This is a genomic window from Mesorhizobium sp. M7A.F.Ca.MR.245.00.0.0, assembly GCF_003997415.1.
Classification (GTDB): Bacteria; Pseudomonadota; Alphaproteobacteria; order Rhizobiales; family Rhizobiaceae; genus Mesorhizobium.
In genome coordinates, this window is the sequence record NZ_RZTE01000009.1 from 3,053 (window position 1) to 17,614 (window position 14,562).

The following is a 14,562-nucleotide window of genomic DNA, read 5'->3' on the forward strand; positions in this document are numbered from 1 at the left end:
GTATTGCGAGTCGAGGAAAGCGCCCCATGGGTGGTTTTACTACTCAGTTTGTTATCGCACTCACCGTGACCATAGGCCTGGCCCTTGTCAGCGGCTGCCTGGGTACGGCATTTGGGTTGTTTCTGGCGATTTCGAAGGGCACGGCACAACCGCGCCTCAACCGTGTCGTGACGGCCTACACCACGGTTGTCCGTGGTGTACCAGAACTTCTCATTATCCTGCTCATCTACTTCGGCGGAACCACGCTCGCCAGCAAGATCGCCGGCCGGTATGTGGAAGTGAATGCATTCACCGCAGGCGTTATCGCGCTCTCGGTCGTCTTCAGCGGTTATGCCACCGAAGTGTTCCGCGGTGCCATTGCGGCAGTGCCAGCGGGTCAAACCGAAGCGGCAAAATCGCTTGGGCTGAACGCCTGGCAGCGCTGGATGTTCGTCATCGGACCGCAGATGCTGCGGCTGGCGCTGCCTGCCTATGGCAATCTCTGGATTTCGCTCTTCAAGGATACCGCGCTGGTTTCGATCGTCGGACTGACCGATATCATGCGCGTGGCGTATGTGGGGGCCGGGTCCTTGCGCGCACCGTTGACCTTCTACCTTGCGGCCTCCGCTCTCTATCTCTCGCTGACCACCGTCACGCTGTTGTCGATCCGGCTGGCTGAGCGACGCTATCCGGCCCCCGACCGGTAGGAGGGACCGCCGCATGAATCTCGGCTTGATGTTTGACGCCATGGTTGTCCTGCCTTCGGGCATTGGCCTCACCTTGACCCTGACGGTCTCGTCGCTGACGGCCGGATTTGTTCTGTCCGTGCCGCTCGCCTTCATGCGCGCGTTCGGACGTCCCGGCCTCTCGCTCGCGGTGCTCGCATACACCTATGTGATCCGCGGCACGCCGATGCTGGTTCAGCTCTTCCTGCTCTACTACGGCCTCGGTCAGATCGAGGCCGTGCGAACCAGCATCTTCTGGGTGATCCTGCGCGATCCTTTCTGGTGCGCCCTTCTGACATTTTCGCTGAACAGCGCGGCACACACCACCGAGATCCTGTGCCGCGGTCTCCAGTCGGTGCCCAAGGGTGTCACCGAGGCGGCCACGTCTCTCGGCTTGAAGCGCTTCCAGATCGCTCGCCTGGTCACCTTCCCGATCGCTTTCAGGATATCGCTTCCGGCCTACGGCAACGAGGTCGTGGGGATGATCAAGGGTTCGTCCCTGGCGAGCACCGTGACGCTGCTCGAGATCACCGGCATGGCGAGACAGATGGTTTCGACGACGTTCGCGCCTTACGAGATCTTCATCGTCGCCGGAGCGATCTACCTATCGCTCACCTCGATCGCGGTGAAAGCGATCCAGTTCCTGGAACGGCGACTGTCGACCGACGGCCATCGCGTGCGTCGACGAAAGCCGCGATTGCGCCCTCCATTGCCTGACCCTGAGACCACGACGCCCCTGCCCTGACCCGCGGGTCTTTCGGCAGCCCTTTCCATCCAACCAACGAAGAGGTGCATCATGCGCATACCCCTGGCTATTGCTGTTTCCATCGCATCCCTGATGTCGGCATTTCCTGCCAGCGCCCAAAGCAAGAGCGTCATAGTGATTGCCACTGAAGGCGCCTCCCCGCCCTGGGACGGTACCGACGCGAACGGTCAGCTCTACGGTTACGATATCGATGTCGGACTGGAGCTTTGCCGTCGCATCGAGATCAAATGTACCTTCGTCCCGCAGGATTGGGACGGTATCATCCCGGCGCTGCTCGTCGGCAAGTTCGACGTGATCATGTCCGGCATGGCGATTACGGAGAAACGCAAGCAGTCGATCGCGTTCTCGATCCCCTACGCCGCCGGCTTCAACCAGTTCGTGGTGCGCAAGGAGCTGGGTCTCGACGCCGGCGACACCAAGGAGAAGGTCAACCTTTCGACCATCGGGGACAAGGAAAAGGCGACCCTTGAACGCCTCAGGTCGACGCTCGCCGGCAAGGCGATCGGGGCCTTGCGCTCGTCGAATTCGGAAGCCGTCGTGAAGGAAATCCTGGGCGATGTCGTGACCATCCGCAGCTACGACAGCCTGGACAATTTGAAGCTCGACCTGGCCGCGGGTCGCATCGACGGCGGCCTCGCCGACTATTTCACCTGGCGGGATTTTCTGGAGACGCCTTCCGGTTCGGATGCGGTGTTTTTCGGGCCGGAACTGAAGGGCGGGCTCTGGGGGCCTGGCGTCGGCGCCGGCATGCGAAAGAACGATACCGAGTTGCTCGCCAAGTTCAACGCAGCCATCGCCGCCGCCACCAAGGATGGGACGATCAAGGCGCTGAGCCTGAAATGGTTCAAGAGCGACATCTCGCCTGCCCTCTCGCAATAGGCGGGCACCCGACTTCGACATTGACGGGGCGCAGGCGCGGAACGCCAGCGCCCTCCCCTCCTTCAAGGCGAGTTCCATGAAAGACCAGTTCTGCGCGGTCGTCACCGGCCAATCCCTGATCACGCACGACATCCGTGACGTCAAAGACGAACGCTTCATCGCCGTTACGGACTTCCTGCGCCAAGGCGACGTCGTCTTCACCAACTTCGAGTCGACGATCCTGGGCAAGCACGGCGGCTGGCCGACCAAGGGCAAATACTTCGGCTATTCCAGGGCTGAAGTGCTCGACGCGTTGCAGGCCATCGGTTTCAACGCGCTTGCGCTCGCAAACAACCACGCCTTCGATCTCGGCGCCGACGGCATCCTCTCGACGCTGGAGGAAGTGGAAGCGCGCGGCTTCCTCCATGCCGGCATCGGAGCCGACGAGACAGACGCGAGGAAACCGGGCGGCCGCCGCCTGGGCGCGAGCCAGGTCGCGCTTCTCGCGATGGATGCAGGCCCTGGCCCGACCAACATGTATGCCGAAGACCGCACGGCCTTCCGGCCGGCTCGGCCCGGCGTCAATCGTCTGACCACCGTTCGCAAGATGGGGGTGCCGGACGGACATTTCCGCAGACTGGCAAGGTTGGGCGCTCATTTGCAAAGCTCCCCTTTTGAACTGGCCAACTATGCGCAGCCGGAGGATCCTGTGGCGGTGTCGGCCGACAAGGAGATCAATTTCTACGGCACCGTGTTCACGCAAGCCGCCGATTTCGGCCGTCTGGTCGAAGTCGATCAGCGGAGCGCGAGTGTCCATCTGTCCGCCATCCGGCATGCGGCGGCACAAGGCGATTTCGTCATTGCCTATCTGCACCACCATCACTGGGAACCAGGTTGGCAGGACGTGCCGCGCTGGGTGCAGACCTTTGCCCGGATGTGCATCGACGCCGGCGCCAACCTTTTCGTCAGCCACGGCGCTCCGGTGCTGCAGGCCGTGGAAATCTACAATGGCGCGCCGATCTTCTACGGCCTCGGCAACTTCCTTTTCCACGTCCACCCCGAAGAAACCGAATGGAATCCCCCGGAAGTCTGGCAAAGCATTGTCGCCGCATGCCGCTATGATGGGAGCGGAAATCTAGCGGGAATAGACCTCCTGCCCGTAGCGATCGGCGCGGACCCCCAGTCCCTTGGCTCAGCAACGGGCAGACTGGTGCCCGTCGCCGTCACGGGAACCGCAGCGCGAGACATCCTGGAGGGATTCGCGACCCGCTCGCGGGCGTTCGGCGTCGAGATCGAAGTATCCTCGACCTGCGTCCGCATCGCCCTGCCCGCACGAAAATTCGGCTGACGGCCCCGACCGGCCGTCAGCCGGTCTTGCATTCGGCAGGCGCGGCTTCGCCGGCCGTCTCGCTATCCGCCTTTATGTCTGGCAGGGCCAGTTCTTCTCCTAACGCTGCGATCAGGGACGAGACGCGACCGCGCACACGCGGCGGAAGGTTCACAAGCCCCTCGATCAGGCGCCGGCCCTCCGCGCTGGCAATGAAATCCAGGCGCTCATCGACCGGCAGGGTCCGCGCCTCGACGCGGGTCTCACCGTTTCCCGGCAGGCCTGCGAAGAAGCGGCCGACAGGAACGCCCAACGAGCTGGCGATCTCGTAGAGCATCGACGCGCTCACGCGATTGCGCGCGTTTTCGTACTTCTGGAGCTGCTGGAAACTGATGCCTATGGATCGGGCAAGCTGCGCCTGCGAGACGTCGGATTGGACGCGAACCGTCGCAATCTGCCTGCCGACATGCTGATCGGCCGGATGAGGGTCACTGTCGATCTTTGGCTTCGGCCCCGTCCGAAGGAGGACGGTGCGTTGCGGTTTCAACAAGGCCTTTCGATCCTCCACTAGTCAGCCGGATAGAGAGTCTGTCGCGCGCGCTCCGGGCCTCTTCCTCCGAGGTCACCTGCAGATCGAATCGCCATTTAATATACCTTATAGGGTTCAAAATAACCCTATAGGTGGCAAAGAAAATCCGCCTGCCGATTGTGGACTCATGGTCAGTCCACGACAGATTCGAGCCGCAAGGGCCTTGCTTGGTTGGTCGCAGCAGGAGCTTGCCGACAAGGCCATTGTCTCGCTGAATGCGCTAACCCGGTTGGAAAACGGCAAGGTCGATTCCCGTATCAGCACGTTGCAGGCTATTGAGGCGGCTCTGATAAAAGCGGGTGTCGAATTCCTGTCCGCTGGCCAAAAGGGTGAAGGTGTACGGCTCTTAGATCCTCGTGCTTGAATGTCCCGTTGGCGGAAGGGCTCGCACAGTTGCACTTGCCAAAGGTATCTCCTGCGGTGACGACAGGCAAAGTCGTGGTACTGTCGGAATCAGCCATGATCCGAGCTCGCTGAAGCTTGGGTGTGGTCAGCCTGGGCAGATGCCTATCATCAGCCCGTCAAGCAATTTGTCTAACGTCAGTCATTTAAGCTGACATTCGCACCAAAGTCAACCAAAAGACTGATTTTAGCTTGATGAGCCAAATTTCCGTGGAGCAATGCAGAGGCGCCAGAGCGATGCTCGGCTGGAGCCAAGCTGAACTGGCCCAATCAGCAAATGTTTCGCGCGCTACGGTCGTGGATTTCGAAAGAGGCTTGCGCGTCCCACATCGCAACAACCTCGGTGCCATTCGTGAAGCGCTCGAAGCTGCTGGTATAGAATTCATTCCGGAGAATGGCGGCGGTGCTGGTGTGCGCTTGGCCAAACGGCGCTAGCGGATCAGAACGCAACGCTTCGAAGCGATTCGCCCAACCTACACGAACTTTGGGGCGCTTTGCCCGGGACCATCCGTATAGGTGAGATGAAGCAACGCAGTCGAACCGCTATGTAGGTTCAATTGGAACGAGCTCGGTACCCAATGGGCTACAATTCCAGACTGCCATTTATGCGACTTTCGAGGCACAACCATGAACTCTGCAGCCGCGTGACCATTGATTTCCAATCGCCTCTTGCGCCGCGTCGGAGCGCCTCATCCGACAGCAGATCGGGGAATCAAGGAACTTTCAAAAGGAATGCTGAAACGTATGCATTGGGCCCGATTACCCAGCGGATTTTGAAAGGCCTGCCGACTTCAGCCCCAGCGTTGGATAAAGCGCATCAACTGCGACAATGTCGGCATTTAGTTCGCCAATCATCCATTCCCTAACCTGCGCGACGATCGGGCGCGCGGGTTTGTCGCGCAGGCGAACGAGATGGCACTGGCGGCCCGTAATCATGAGCTGTTCGCGCGCCGGCACCAAAGCCCGCGTCCGCAGCCAGTGGGCAATGACGTTCAGCCAACCGAGCGCCACGCCTTGCCCGAGCAAGGCGGCCTGAACGACGATGGCATAGTCGGAAAAGATCATCGAATTGACAGCGTCCCCCTTGTTCAGTGGCGAGAATAGACCGGACCAGTTCGGCTGTGCGTCACTGAGATTGATCGTAGTGTCGGGCATCCGCTTCACATGGGTTGCCTCCGAACCATGGCTTTCTATGTAGGATGGGCTACAGATGGGAATAAGAATTTCCGGCATGATGAAGACGGCCTCGTGTCGTTCGTCCGAGCCATTGACGAAGCGCATTCCGAGATCCACATCATTCACCGGCCCCGCAAGCGCTCCCATAACCAGTTGAAACCGCAGATCGACAGCCGGAAACTCCTTTTTGAAGTCGGCCATCCGCGGCATCATCCAGTGGGTGGTGAAACCGGTCGATACTGATAGGGACACCGTTTGAATGCCGATGCGGCGATCCTCGATCTCGCGCAAGGCATTTTCGATCCCTGAAAACCCTCTGGCGATCGCGTCGAACAGCAGCCGCCCAGATTCGGTCAGGCGGACACCACCGGGTTGACGCACAAATAACGTCGTCTCGAGATGCTCTTCCAGCCTTGCCACCATACGGCTGACGGCCGCAGGCGTCACGTTCAGCTCCTCCGCTGCCCTGGAAAAATTGCCGCAGCGAGCGGCGGCTTCGAAAGTAAAGAGGCCATTCATGGATGGCAAGGAGCGTCTCAATTTTTCCATTACACGATGTAACATAAGCCCGAACTTTTTTTCAATTGCGAAGCCCCATTTTCTTTGGTCTTCTGGCTATGATGGAAGGCGTTAGACCTTCAAGAAAATTTCAGAGAAATGGACTGTGTACCCATGCGGCACGTGGCAGGTGCGGGCATGAAATATACCTTCAGACTTCTACTCATCAAAGAATGCAGCATGCGCCAGACCAAGGGGCTGCTGATGAATTTTGTAGTGGAATCATATGATTGATGCGACAAAAGCAGATCGAGTAGGCGTTTCCATTCGCGCGGCCAGCAAGAGCTATGGACATTTTCGCGCACTGGACAATGTCAGTCTCGAGGTCGCTCCAGGCGAGTTCGTCTCCATTCTCGGTCCGTCTGGATCGGGGAAGACGACATTTCTGGGCGTTCTTGGCGGCTTCGTCCAACCGACATCCGGGTCGATCTGGCTCGGCGCCCGCGATATTACATTCGAGCCGCCGCACAAACGCGATATCGGAATCGTCTTCCAGAACTATGCTCTCTTCCCGCATATGAGCGTCGGGGAAAACATCACCTTTCCGCTGCGCGCGCGTCGCCTGCCGAAGTCAAACTGGGCCAACAAGCTGCAAGGCGCGCTCGATATGGTCGAACTGGGCGGATTTGAGAACCGGCGCGTCCACGAACTGTCCGGCGGGCAGCGCCAGCGTGTTGCACTTGCCCGCGCCATCATTTTCGAGCCGCGGCTGATCTTGATGGACGAACCGCTGTCGGCGCTCGACAAGCAATTGCGCGAATCCATGCAGATCGAGCTGAAACGGCTGCACCGCAAGCTCGGCGCGACGATCGTCTATGTCACGCACGACCAGCGGGAAGCTCTGACAATGAGCGATCGCGTCGCCATCATGAACAAAGGTCGCTTCGTCCAGATCGACACACCCGAACAGCTGCACGACCATCCCGCCGATTCCTTCGTCGCGCGCTTCATCGGGGAAGCAACCCTTTTGCCGGTCACGCGCGCCGGCAACGATACAGTAACGCTTGGCGACGCCGTGCTGCGCACATCGCGCAGCGTTCCCCAAGGTAAGGCGCTGTCTCTCGCGGTGCATTCGGAAAAACTTGTGGTCGCCGATGACAACGCGCCGCATGCGTCGAACAGGCTTTCGGGAACGGTGATCGAAACGCTCTACCAGGGCGAAAGCATCCGGGTATTTCTGAAATTGTCATCCGGCGGAGAGCTGAGCCTCAGGCTTCCCAGCAATCATGCCGGACGCTTGCACCTCAAGAAACCCGGCGAACCGATCACGGTAGCCCTACACCCCGAAGACACGATCGTCGTCCCGGACGCCCCCTGAGAACGCCCCGACTTGCCAAAAGGAAACCGCATCATGAAACTCAGTGAATTCAAGGTCATGACCTTCGATGTCGTCGGCACATTGATCGATTTCGAAACGGGCGTGCTCAATGCCGTTCGCGCGCTCGGCGGCGAAAAGGCAAAGGCTGCTTCCGACGATGCGATTTTCGAATCCTACAAGCGCGGCCGCGACAAGTTCTACGGCCGCTCGTCCTTCGCCATGAAGGATGTCTATCTGTCGCTGGCTACGGAAATGGACTTCGCCCGAGCGGAGGCAACGGCGGAAGCCTTCCAACTTGCGGTCCTGCGGTGGCCGGCCTTTTCCGATTCCGTCGAGGCTTTGGCGCGGTTGCGTCGCAACTTCCGCTTGGTGGCGATGACCAATGCCGATCGCACGGCGTTTTCGGCCTATTCGGCGACCCTGGGCAGTCCCTTCCACGACAGCGTCACCTGTGATGAAGCCGGATGCGCCAAGCCCAATCCACAGTTTTTCGCCTTCAACAAGGGCCGTCAGTCCGCCTCCGGCTACAAGCAATCGGAAATCCTGCACGTGGCCCAGAGCCAGCATCACGATATCGGCGTCGCTACGGAACTTGGCTACACGACCTGCTGGATCGAGCGACGTCAGGGCCAGGCAGGATTTGGCGGCACACCGGAACCCAAGATGCTCACCAGGCCCGACTTCCATTTCTCCTCGCTAAAGCAACTGGCGGACGCCGTGGACGCGGATCTGGCCGCAGGCCACAGGATCGCCAGCGCGGCCTGAGTGATGACCACGCACCCACCCTTTCCCGATATCCACTCGCTTTGGCAGGAGACGGCTGGTCCACGGCCTGTTTTCGGCAGACTGCCAGGAGATCGCCACTACGACGTGGCGATTATCGGTGGCGGCTACACCGGCCTATCAACGGCCCGGTATCTCGCTCGCCGAGGCCTGTCACCGGTGGTTCTCGAGGCGAACCGCATCGGCTGGGGCGCCAGCGGTCGCAACGGTGGCGTGGTTTCCGGAAAATTCCGCATCGCATTTTCGCAGATCTCCGAACGGTTCGGCTTGGAGGCCGCCCGACGAATGCACGATCTCGGCATCGAGGCGATCGAGCATGTCGGCGAACTGGTGGAGGATTACAACATTGCGTCGGCCGATTATCGTTCGACCGGATCGCTGCGATGCGCGCACAATGCGGTTTCGCTCGAAGGATTGAAAAAGGAAGCTGCGTGGCTGCACGAGGCACTCGGCGACCCGGCCTGTTCTATTCTGACAGGCTTGGAGATGGGGACGGAAACCGGATCTCGGGATTTCGTCGGCGGCATGCTAAACACCCACGGCGGCATCATCCATCCACTTAATTTCGTGTTCGGCATCGCGGCCGGGCTTAAAGCGGCCGGCATCGACATTTTCGATAACACGCCCGTCACGGGGCTCAAGCGCGAGGGGATGGGCGTTCTGTTGGAAACGCCTTCCGGTGCGGTGACCGCCGCACAGGCGGTGGTCGCCACCAATTCCTATTCTGACCTGACGCCGGCTACCGCTGCCGTGCGTACCTCGATCATCCCGTTTCGTTCGGCCATGATCGCCACGGAACCGCTGACAGGCACAACCGGGGCCAATCTTCTGGCCAAGGACCGCAGCTACACCGAGACGCGGCGAATGATGCGTTGGTTCCGCAAGGCCGGAGACCGCTTGCTCTATGGCGGGCGTGGCGCCTTCGGCAAGAAGGATTCGCAAAGCGCTTTTACGGCTTTGCACAAGGCTATGGTTCGTCAGTTCCCGGAGCTTGCCGAGGCAACTGTTACCCATCGCTGGTCCGGTCTGGTCGCGATGACGATGGACAGCATCCCTCATGCCGGCCGGCTTGATGACCGGATCGTCTATGCGGTCGGGTACAACGGCACCGGCGTGGCGCTGGCCTCCAATATGGGAAAACACGTCGCCGCTATCGTAGCCGGCGAAAGCCCGGATCTGGGGCTTTTGACTTCGGAACGGCTGAAACCCGTTCCTTTCTATCCCATCCGGGAACCCGCTGTCCGGCTTGTCGCCGGATGTTACCAGTTCCTCGATGCAATCGGGCGCTAAGACCCAGCATTCAAGCGTCAAAACAGGGTTTGAAACCCTGCCAACAAGAGGAGAACGGACATGATACCGAAATTTTCCACGCTCGTGCTTTCCGCTTCAGTCATCGGTCTTTCCATCAGTTTTGCGTCGGCCGAACAGATCACGTTCGTCTCGCAAGGCGGCGCCTATCAAGAAGCCCAGACCAAGGCTATCCTCGACCCGGTGGCCGCACTGCTAGGCATCACCATCAACCAGGACAGCGCGCCGGATGCCTGGCCCGTCATCAAGACCCAGACGGCAACCGGCAAGCCGGTGTGGGACGTCGTCGACACGCCGACGCAGGATTGCATTCGCGGCGGACAGCAAGACATGATCGAAAAGCTCGATTTTTCCAAGATCCCCAATGCACAGAAGATGCCGGCGCAGTACAAGAGCCCTTATTCCGTAGCCTACGAATTCTATTCAAGCGTGCTCGCCTACAACAAGGACAAGTTCGGTGACAATCCGCCGAAAAGCTGGGCTGATTTCTGGGACGTGAAGAAATTTCCGGGCACGCGGGCGCTGCGCAACCATCCGCTCGCAACGCTCGAAGCGGCCCTGCTGGCGGATGGCGTACCGGCCGACAAGCTCTATCCGCTGGATGTCGATCGGGCCTTCAAGAAACTCGAGGAAATCAAGCCTTATGTCACCGTCTGGTGGACATCGGGCGCGCAGTCGGCGCAGCTTCTGGCCGATCGCGAAGTCGATATGGAAATGGCGTGGAACGGCCGCGTCACCGCAGTCGCCAAGGAAGGCATCCCCGTCAGCTACACATTCAATCAGGGCTTCCTTCAATATACCTCGCTGTGCATCCTGAAAGGTGCGCCAAACCTCGACACGGCGGTCAAATTCATCAACGCGGCGATGACGCCGGATATTCAAGCGAACTTCCCGGCCTATATCGATTACGGTCCGGGCAATCCGGAAGCCTACAAGACCGGTAAGATCACGCCCGAGCGCGCGGCTGAAATGCCAAGTTCCCCCGAAAATGCCGCCAGACAGGTTCTGGTGTCCGACGAATGGTGGAGCTCGAAGGCTGGCGAAGACGCGCAAAAGCGCTGGGCGTCCTTTATCCAGCAGTAAAGCATGTCGTCCGCAAGTGCGCAGCGGCTGCGGGAAGCGACCTGCATCAGAAAGCGCAAAGACGTCTTGGGAGGGTCATTGATGACGACAGCGATAGCAACCCCGTCCGACAATCACGAGCGCAGCGAGCAGAGGCTGATGCTTCTGCTTCTGGCGCCCGCGCTGCTGGTCGTCGGTGCGCTTCTGATCGTGCCCCTCGGCTGGCTGGCCTGGCAGTCGGTCTGGCAGGATGGTGGCTTCACCATCGTCAATTATCAGCGATTTCTAACCGATTCCGTCTACTGGATGACGTTCCTGGAGACCTTCCGCATCGCCTTTGTCGTCACGCTGGTAACCGTTCTGCTCGGCTATCCCGTCGCCTATGTGGCGGCGGGACTTCCACAGCGCTGGAGCATGGTGGTTCTGGCGCTGGTCCTATTGCCCTTCTGGACAAGCGTTCTGGTGCGCGCCTATGCCTGGCTGATCCTTTTGCAGCGCACTGGCATCGTCAATTCCGCGCTGAAAAGTGCCGGAGTGATCGACAGCCCGCTGTTGCTGGTTAACAATGAATTCGGCACCGTGCTTGCCACCATTCACATCCTTTTGCCCTTCATGGTGCTGCCTCTCTACGCCACGATGAAGAAGATCCCGCAGGAGCTGGTCATGGCCGGCTCAAGCCTCGGGGGATCCCCGATGCATGTCTTTCTGCGTGTCTTCCTGCCGCTGTCGCTGCCAGGCATGATTGCCGGCATGGTTCTGGTCTTCGTGCTGACGCTTGGCTTCTACATCACGCCAGAATTGCTCGGCGGCGGGCGCACCTACATGGTTTCCATGCTCGTATCGCGCAACATCCAAGTCTACAACGAATGGGGGGCTGCTTCTTCGATCAGCGTCGTCCTGATGATCTGCGTCTTCCTCGTCTTCAAGCTGGCAAGCCTTCTCATTCCCTTCGAACGCATCATCGGAACGAGGTGAGGCATGCGCGTTTCCAGTCTCCTGCTTTACGCCGTCGTTGCTCTTATTTTGGCCTGGCTGGTCATACCCATCGTCATCATTGTGCCGATGTCCTTTTCAAGCGCCCGGTTCCTGACCTTCCCGCCGCCGTCCTGGTCGCTGCGCTGGTATGAGGCATACCTCAGCAGCGCCGCCTGGATGCAGGCGACCCGCGTCAGCCTGATCGTCGCGGTTAGTAGCGCCGTGCTGGCCACGATTTTCGGGACGGCCGCCGCCTATGCGCTCAACATGACATCGTCGAAACTGGTGCGCAGCTTGCAGCTGCTCCTGCTTTTGCCGCTGGTCGTGCCCATCGTCATCACCGCCGTCGGCGTCTTTCTCGTCTATGCGCAAATCGGGCTGCTGGCGAGCATGACGGGCCTTATTCTCGCCAATACCATGCTCGGACTTCCCTATGTGATCACCTCGGTGCTGGTCGGCCTTCGCAAATTCGACCATACGCAAGAGATGGTCTCGCGCAGCCTCGGCATGAATCGGCTGCGCACCTTCTTCATCGTCACCTTGCCGCAGATCCGGCCCAGCGTCATTTCGGGCCTGCTGTTTGCCTTCATCTCCGCGATGGACGAAACGGTGGTTTCGCTGTTCATCTCGGGCGGTGAATACCAGACCCTGACCAAGCGCATGTTCACGGCGCTGCGCGACGAGATCGACCCGACAATCGCCGCCATCAGCTCGCTTTTGACTGCCGTTTCCTTCATCATGCTGATGCTGGTGGCGATCAACGCGCGCGGCAGTAAGCGGCGCACCGAGAAAGCCGGATGATCGTCGATCATCTGATCCTTGGGGGCGGCTCGGCCGGCTGCGTCCTTGCCGCACGGCTGTCGGAGGATCCAAACCGCACCGTGACGCTGGTCGAAGCCGGACGCAACATATCCGCCGATGACATTCCAGAGGCGGTGCGCAGCCGCTACCCCGGCCGCGCCTATCTCGACACAAGCAACATCTGGTCTTCCCTGACCGCGATGATGGGGTACGCCCGCTCCAACAGCGCGCCGCGTCTGTCGCGCCGCTATGAGCAGGCCAGACTTCTCGGCGGCGGCTCGGCCATCAACGCGCTGATGGCCAATCGCGGCGCGCCCTCCGACTATGCCGAATGGGTGTCGCTGGGCGCCACCGGCTGGGGCTGGGAGGAGTGCCTGCCCTACTTCAGGAAGCTCGAGGCAGACAGGGATTTTCAAGGACCGCTGCATGGCATGGATGGCCCGCTGACCATCCGCCGCATCAGCGATGCAAAGATTTCACCCTTCGTCGCACGCGTGATGAAAACGCTGGAGGCACGGGGACATCCGATCAAGTCAGACCAGAACGGCCCTTGGCAGGACGGCGCCTTTCGCGGCGCGATCGCGGTCAGCGATGCGGGCGACCGCCTGCCGACGTCCATCGCCTATCTGAGGCCCGAAGTGCGCAAACGGCCGAACCTCAAAATCGTGACCGACAGCATGGCAACGCGCATCCTCTTCGATGGGGCCCGCGCAATCGGCGCCGAGATATCGGGGCACCACGCAGGGACGATCATGGCCCGCGAGGTGATCGTGACGTCCGGCGCCATTCATTCGCCAGCACTCCTGCTGCGATCCGGCGTGGGGCCCGGCAACGAGCTTGCGGCTCTCGGCATTCCTGTTGTGGCATCGAGATCCGGGGTCGGACGAAACTTGATGGAGCACCCCTCGATCGCCGTTGCAGCCTTCCTTCCCTCCCACATGCGGGTGCGCGACAAAGGCGAGCATCACGAACAGGCGGTCTGGCGTTTCTCCTCCAACCTTGAGGGAACGCCGGCCGGGGACATGCATGCGGCCATCCTGTCGCGCTCGGGCTGGCATTCCGTTGGGTTGCGCATGGGCAGCTTGTTCTTCTGGGTCAACAAATCCTATTCGCGCGGAGTTGTGCGTCTTTCCAGCGCCGATCCACATGCGGAACCGGAGGTCGATTTTCGCATGCTCAGCGACGAGCGCGACCTTGAGCGGCTGAAGAGCGCTTTGCGGCTCGGTGCGCAGACCTTGTTTGATCCGACCATGGACGGCGCTCGCGGCACCGTTTTCCCCTCCAGCTACTCGCCGCGCGTCGCGAAAGTCGCCGTTCCCGGTCATTGGAATGCGCTGCAGCGGGGCGCCCTGTCGGCAATGCTCGACATAGCCGGGCCGCTGCGCGCAGGTCTTGTGCATTCCGTGATTACGATGGGGACAACCATGGGCGGATTGCTGAAGGACGATACCGCGCTGACCGAATTCATTTCCCGGCATGTCGCCGGAACCTGGCATCCCTCCGGCACCTGCCGCATGGGGACGCCTGATGATCCAATGGCAGTAACGTCGCCTTCCGGCAAGGTTTACCAAACGGAAGGTTTGCGTGTCTGCGATGCATCGTTGATGCCCTCGATTCCATGCGCCAACACGAATATTCCGACGATCATGATGGCCGAGCGCGTTGCTGACATGATCCACGCTGCGAACTGAACGGAACCGTCACGGCCAAGGCAACGCATGCCGGCTGCGAAGCGAGGCAACGGAGTCGACAATGGAGCCGATAGGGATCGTCGCCAGGAAGCACAGTGCAGACCAGAGGCATGCGACCCGGAATTGCTGATGCTCATGACAGCCACGATGTTTGCTTTCAAGGAACCAGCAAGATTGTACTCTCCGAGATGAGGCGCATGGTGGTCCGGGAGCATAGGGCCGACCAGGCCGGCACCATGGCGCG

At 60.3% G+C, this 14,562-nt stretch carries 15 protein-coding genes; 13 read left to right on the top strand and 2 right to left on the bottom strand.

The features are described from left to right. The first annotated feature begins 26 nt into the window (after positions 1–26). The 4 genes from EOB80_RS12240 to EOB80_RS12255 all read left to right on the top strand — a co-directional run bounded on the left by EOB80_RS12240 (position 27) and on the right by EOB80_RS12255 (position 3,676). Positions 27–686: an ABC transporter permease subunit gene (locus EOB80_RS12240; RefSeq protein WP_127327792.1), complete on the top strand. Its 660-nt coding sequence runs from the start codon at positions 27–29 to the stop codon at positions 684–686. Between the two features lie 13 nt (positions 687–699). Then, entirely contained in the window at positions 700–1,449 is a 750-nt protein-coding gene (locus EOB80_RS12245) for an ABC transporter permease (protein ID WP_127327793.1), read from the top strand. 51 nt (positions 1,450–1,500) lie between these two features. Further along, the gene (locus EOB80_RS12250; protein ID WP_127327794.1) at positions 1,501–2,349 is read left to right on the top strand and encodes a transporter substrate-binding domain-containing protein; all 849 of its coding nucleotides are present in this window, start codon (positions 1,501–1,503) and stop codon (positions 2,347–2,349) included. 76 nt (positions 2,350–2,425) lie between these two features. Continuing rightward, positions 2,426–3,676: a CapA family protein gene (locus tag EOB80_RS12255; protein ID WP_127327795.1), complete on the top strand. Its 1,251-nt coding sequence runs from the start codon at positions 2,426–2,428 to the stop codon at positions 3,674–3,676. A 16-nt stretch (positions 3,677–3,692) separates the two neighbouring features. On the opposite strand, the gene EOB80_RS35850 is transcribed toward EOB80_RS12255, so the two are convergent. Then, a complete protein-coding gene (locus EOB80_RS35850) occupies positions 3,693–4,223 on the bottom strand; it encodes a helix-turn-helix transcriptional regulator (protein ID WP_281057988.1) in 531 nt (176 codons plus the stop codon). Positions 4,224–4,371: 148 nt separating this feature from the next. Between EOB80_RS35850 and EOB80_RS12265 the strand changes: the two genes are divergently transcribed. Both EOB80_RS12265 and EOB80_RS12270 read left to right on the top strand, forming a co-directional pair. Further along, positions 4,372–4,608: a helix-turn-helix domain-containing protein gene (locus tag EOB80_RS12265; protein WP_127327796.1), complete on the top strand. Its 237-nt coding sequence runs from the start codon at positions 4,372–4,374 to the stop codon at positions 4,606–4,608. A gap of 233 nt (positions 4,609–4,841) precedes the next feature. After that, positions 4,842–5,081 (top strand): helix-turn-helix transcriptional regulator, encoded by a 240-nt coding sequence (locus tag EOB80_RS12270; RefSeq protein WP_245466340.1) that lies wholly within the window; start codon positions 4,842–4,844, stop codon positions 5,079–5,081. Between the two features lie 324 nt (positions 5,082–5,405). On the opposite strand, the gene EOB80_RS12275 is transcribed toward EOB80_RS12270, so the two are convergent. After that, complete coding sequence (locus EOB80_RS12275; protein ID WP_127327963.1) at positions 5,406–6,371, bottom strand: LysR family transcriptional regulator; 966 nt, start codon at positions 6,369–6,371, stop codon at positions 5,406–5,408. 235 nt (positions 6,372–6,606) lie between these two features. Here EOB80_RS12275 and EOB80_RS12280 point away from each other — a divergent pair, with 235 nt between their 5' ends. From EOB80_RS12280 to EOB80_RS12310, 7 genes are all read left to right on the top strand, one after another. After that, the gene (locus tag EOB80_RS12280) at positions 6,607–7,698 is read left to right on the top strand and encodes an ABC transporter ATP-binding protein (RefSeq protein ID WP_127327797.1); all 1,092 of its coding nucleotides are present in this window, start codon (positions 6,607–6,609) and stop codon (positions 7,696–7,698) included. 33 nt (positions 7,699–7,731) lie between these two features. Further along, on the top strand, positions 7,732–8,463 hold the full coding sequence (locus tag EOB80_RS12285) for an HAD-IA family hydrolase (RefSeq protein WP_127327798.1): 732 nt from the start codon (positions 7,732–7,734) through the stop codon (positions 8,461–8,463). Between the two features lie 3 nt (positions 8,464–8,466). After that, complete coding sequence (locus tag EOB80_RS12290; protein WP_206516804.1) at positions 8,467–9,771, top strand: FAD-binding oxidoreductase; 1,305 nt, start codon at positions 8,467–8,469, stop codon at positions 9,769–9,771. A gap of 60 nt (positions 9,772–9,831) precedes the next feature. Next, positions 9,832–10,872, top strand: coding sequence for an ABC transporter substrate-binding protein (locus tag EOB80_RS12295; RefSeq protein WP_127327800.1), 1,041 nt, complete (start codon positions 9,832–9,834; stop codon positions 10,870–10,872). Between the two features lie 81 nt (positions 10,873–10,953). Beyond that, positions 10,954–11,826, top strand: coding sequence for an ABC transporter permease (locus EOB80_RS12300; protein ID WP_127327801.1), 873 nt, complete (start codon positions 10,954–10,956; stop codon positions 11,824–11,826). A gap of 3 nt (positions 11,827–11,829) precedes the next feature. Continuing rightward, entirely contained in the window at positions 11,830–12,627 is a 798-nt protein-coding gene (locus EOB80_RS12305) for an ABC transporter permease (RefSeq protein ID WP_127327802.1), read from the top strand. Next, positions 12,624–14,318, top strand: coding sequence for a GMC family oxidoreductase N-terminal domain-containing protein (locus EOB80_RS12310; protein ID WP_127327803.1), 1,695 nt, complete (start codon positions 12,624–12,626; stop codon positions 14,316–14,318). Before EOB80_RS12305 ends, EOB80_RS12310 begins: the two co-directional genes overlap by 4 nt. The last annotated feature ends 244 nt before the right edge of the window (positions 14,319–14,562 follow it).

Bases quoted from the DNA above. Each gene is read 5' to 3' on its own strand.
- EOB80_RS12240 (WP_127327792.1), top strand. From the start codon at position 27: ATGGGTGGTTTTACTACTCAGTTTGTTATCGCACTCACCGTGACCATA.
- EOB80_RS12245 (WP_127327793.1), top strand. From the start codon at position 700: ATGAATCTCGGCTTGATGTTTGACGCCATGGTTGTCCTGCCTTCGGGC.
- EOB80_RS12250 (WP_127327794.1), top strand. From the start codon at position 1,501: ATGCGCATACCCCTGGCTATTGCTGTTTCCATCGCATCCCTGATGTCG.
- EOB80_RS12255 (WP_127327795.1), top strand. From the start codon at position 2,426: ATGAAAGACCAGTTCTGCGCGGTCGTCACCGGCCAATCCCTGATCACG.
- EOB80_RS12265 (WP_127327796.1), top strand. From the start codon at position 4,372: ATGGTCAGTCCACGACAGATTCGAGCCGCAAGGGCCTTGCTTGGTTGG.
- EOB80_RS12270 (WP_245466340.1), top strand. From the start codon at position 4,842: ATGAGCCAAATTTCCGTGGAGCAATGCAGAGGCGCCAGAGCGATGCTC.
- EOB80_RS12275 (WP_127327963.1), bottom strand. From the start codon at position 6,371: ATGGAAAAATTGAGACGCTCCTTGCCATCCATGAATGGCCTCTTTACT.
- EOB80_RS12280 (WP_127327797.1), top strand. From the start codon at position 6,607: ATGATTGATGCGACAAAAGCAGATCGAGTAGGCGTTTCCATTCGCGCG.
- EOB80_RS12285 (WP_127327798.1), top strand. From the start codon at position 7,732: ATGAAACTCAGTGAATTCAAGGTCATGACCTTCGATGTCGTCGGCACA.
- EOB80_RS12290 (WP_206516804.1), top strand. From the start codon at position 8,467: ATGACCACGCACCCACCCTTTCCCGATATCCACTCGCTTTGGCAGGAG.
- EOB80_RS12295 (WP_127327800.1), top strand. From the start codon at position 9,832: ATGATACCGAAATTTTCCACGCTCGTGCTTTCCGCTTCAGTCATCGGT.
- EOB80_RS12300 (WP_127327801.1), top strand. From the start codon at position 10,954: ATGACGACAGCGATAGCAACCCCGTCCGACAATCACGAGCGCAGCGAG.
- EOB80_RS12305 (WP_127327802.1), top strand. From the start codon at position 11,830: ATGCGCGTTTCCAGTCTCCTGCTTTACGCCGTCGTTGCTCTTATTTTG.
- EOB80_RS12310 (WP_127327803.1), top strand. From the start codon at position 12,624: ATGATCGTCGATCATCTGATCCTTGGGGGCGGCTCGGCCGGCTGCGTC.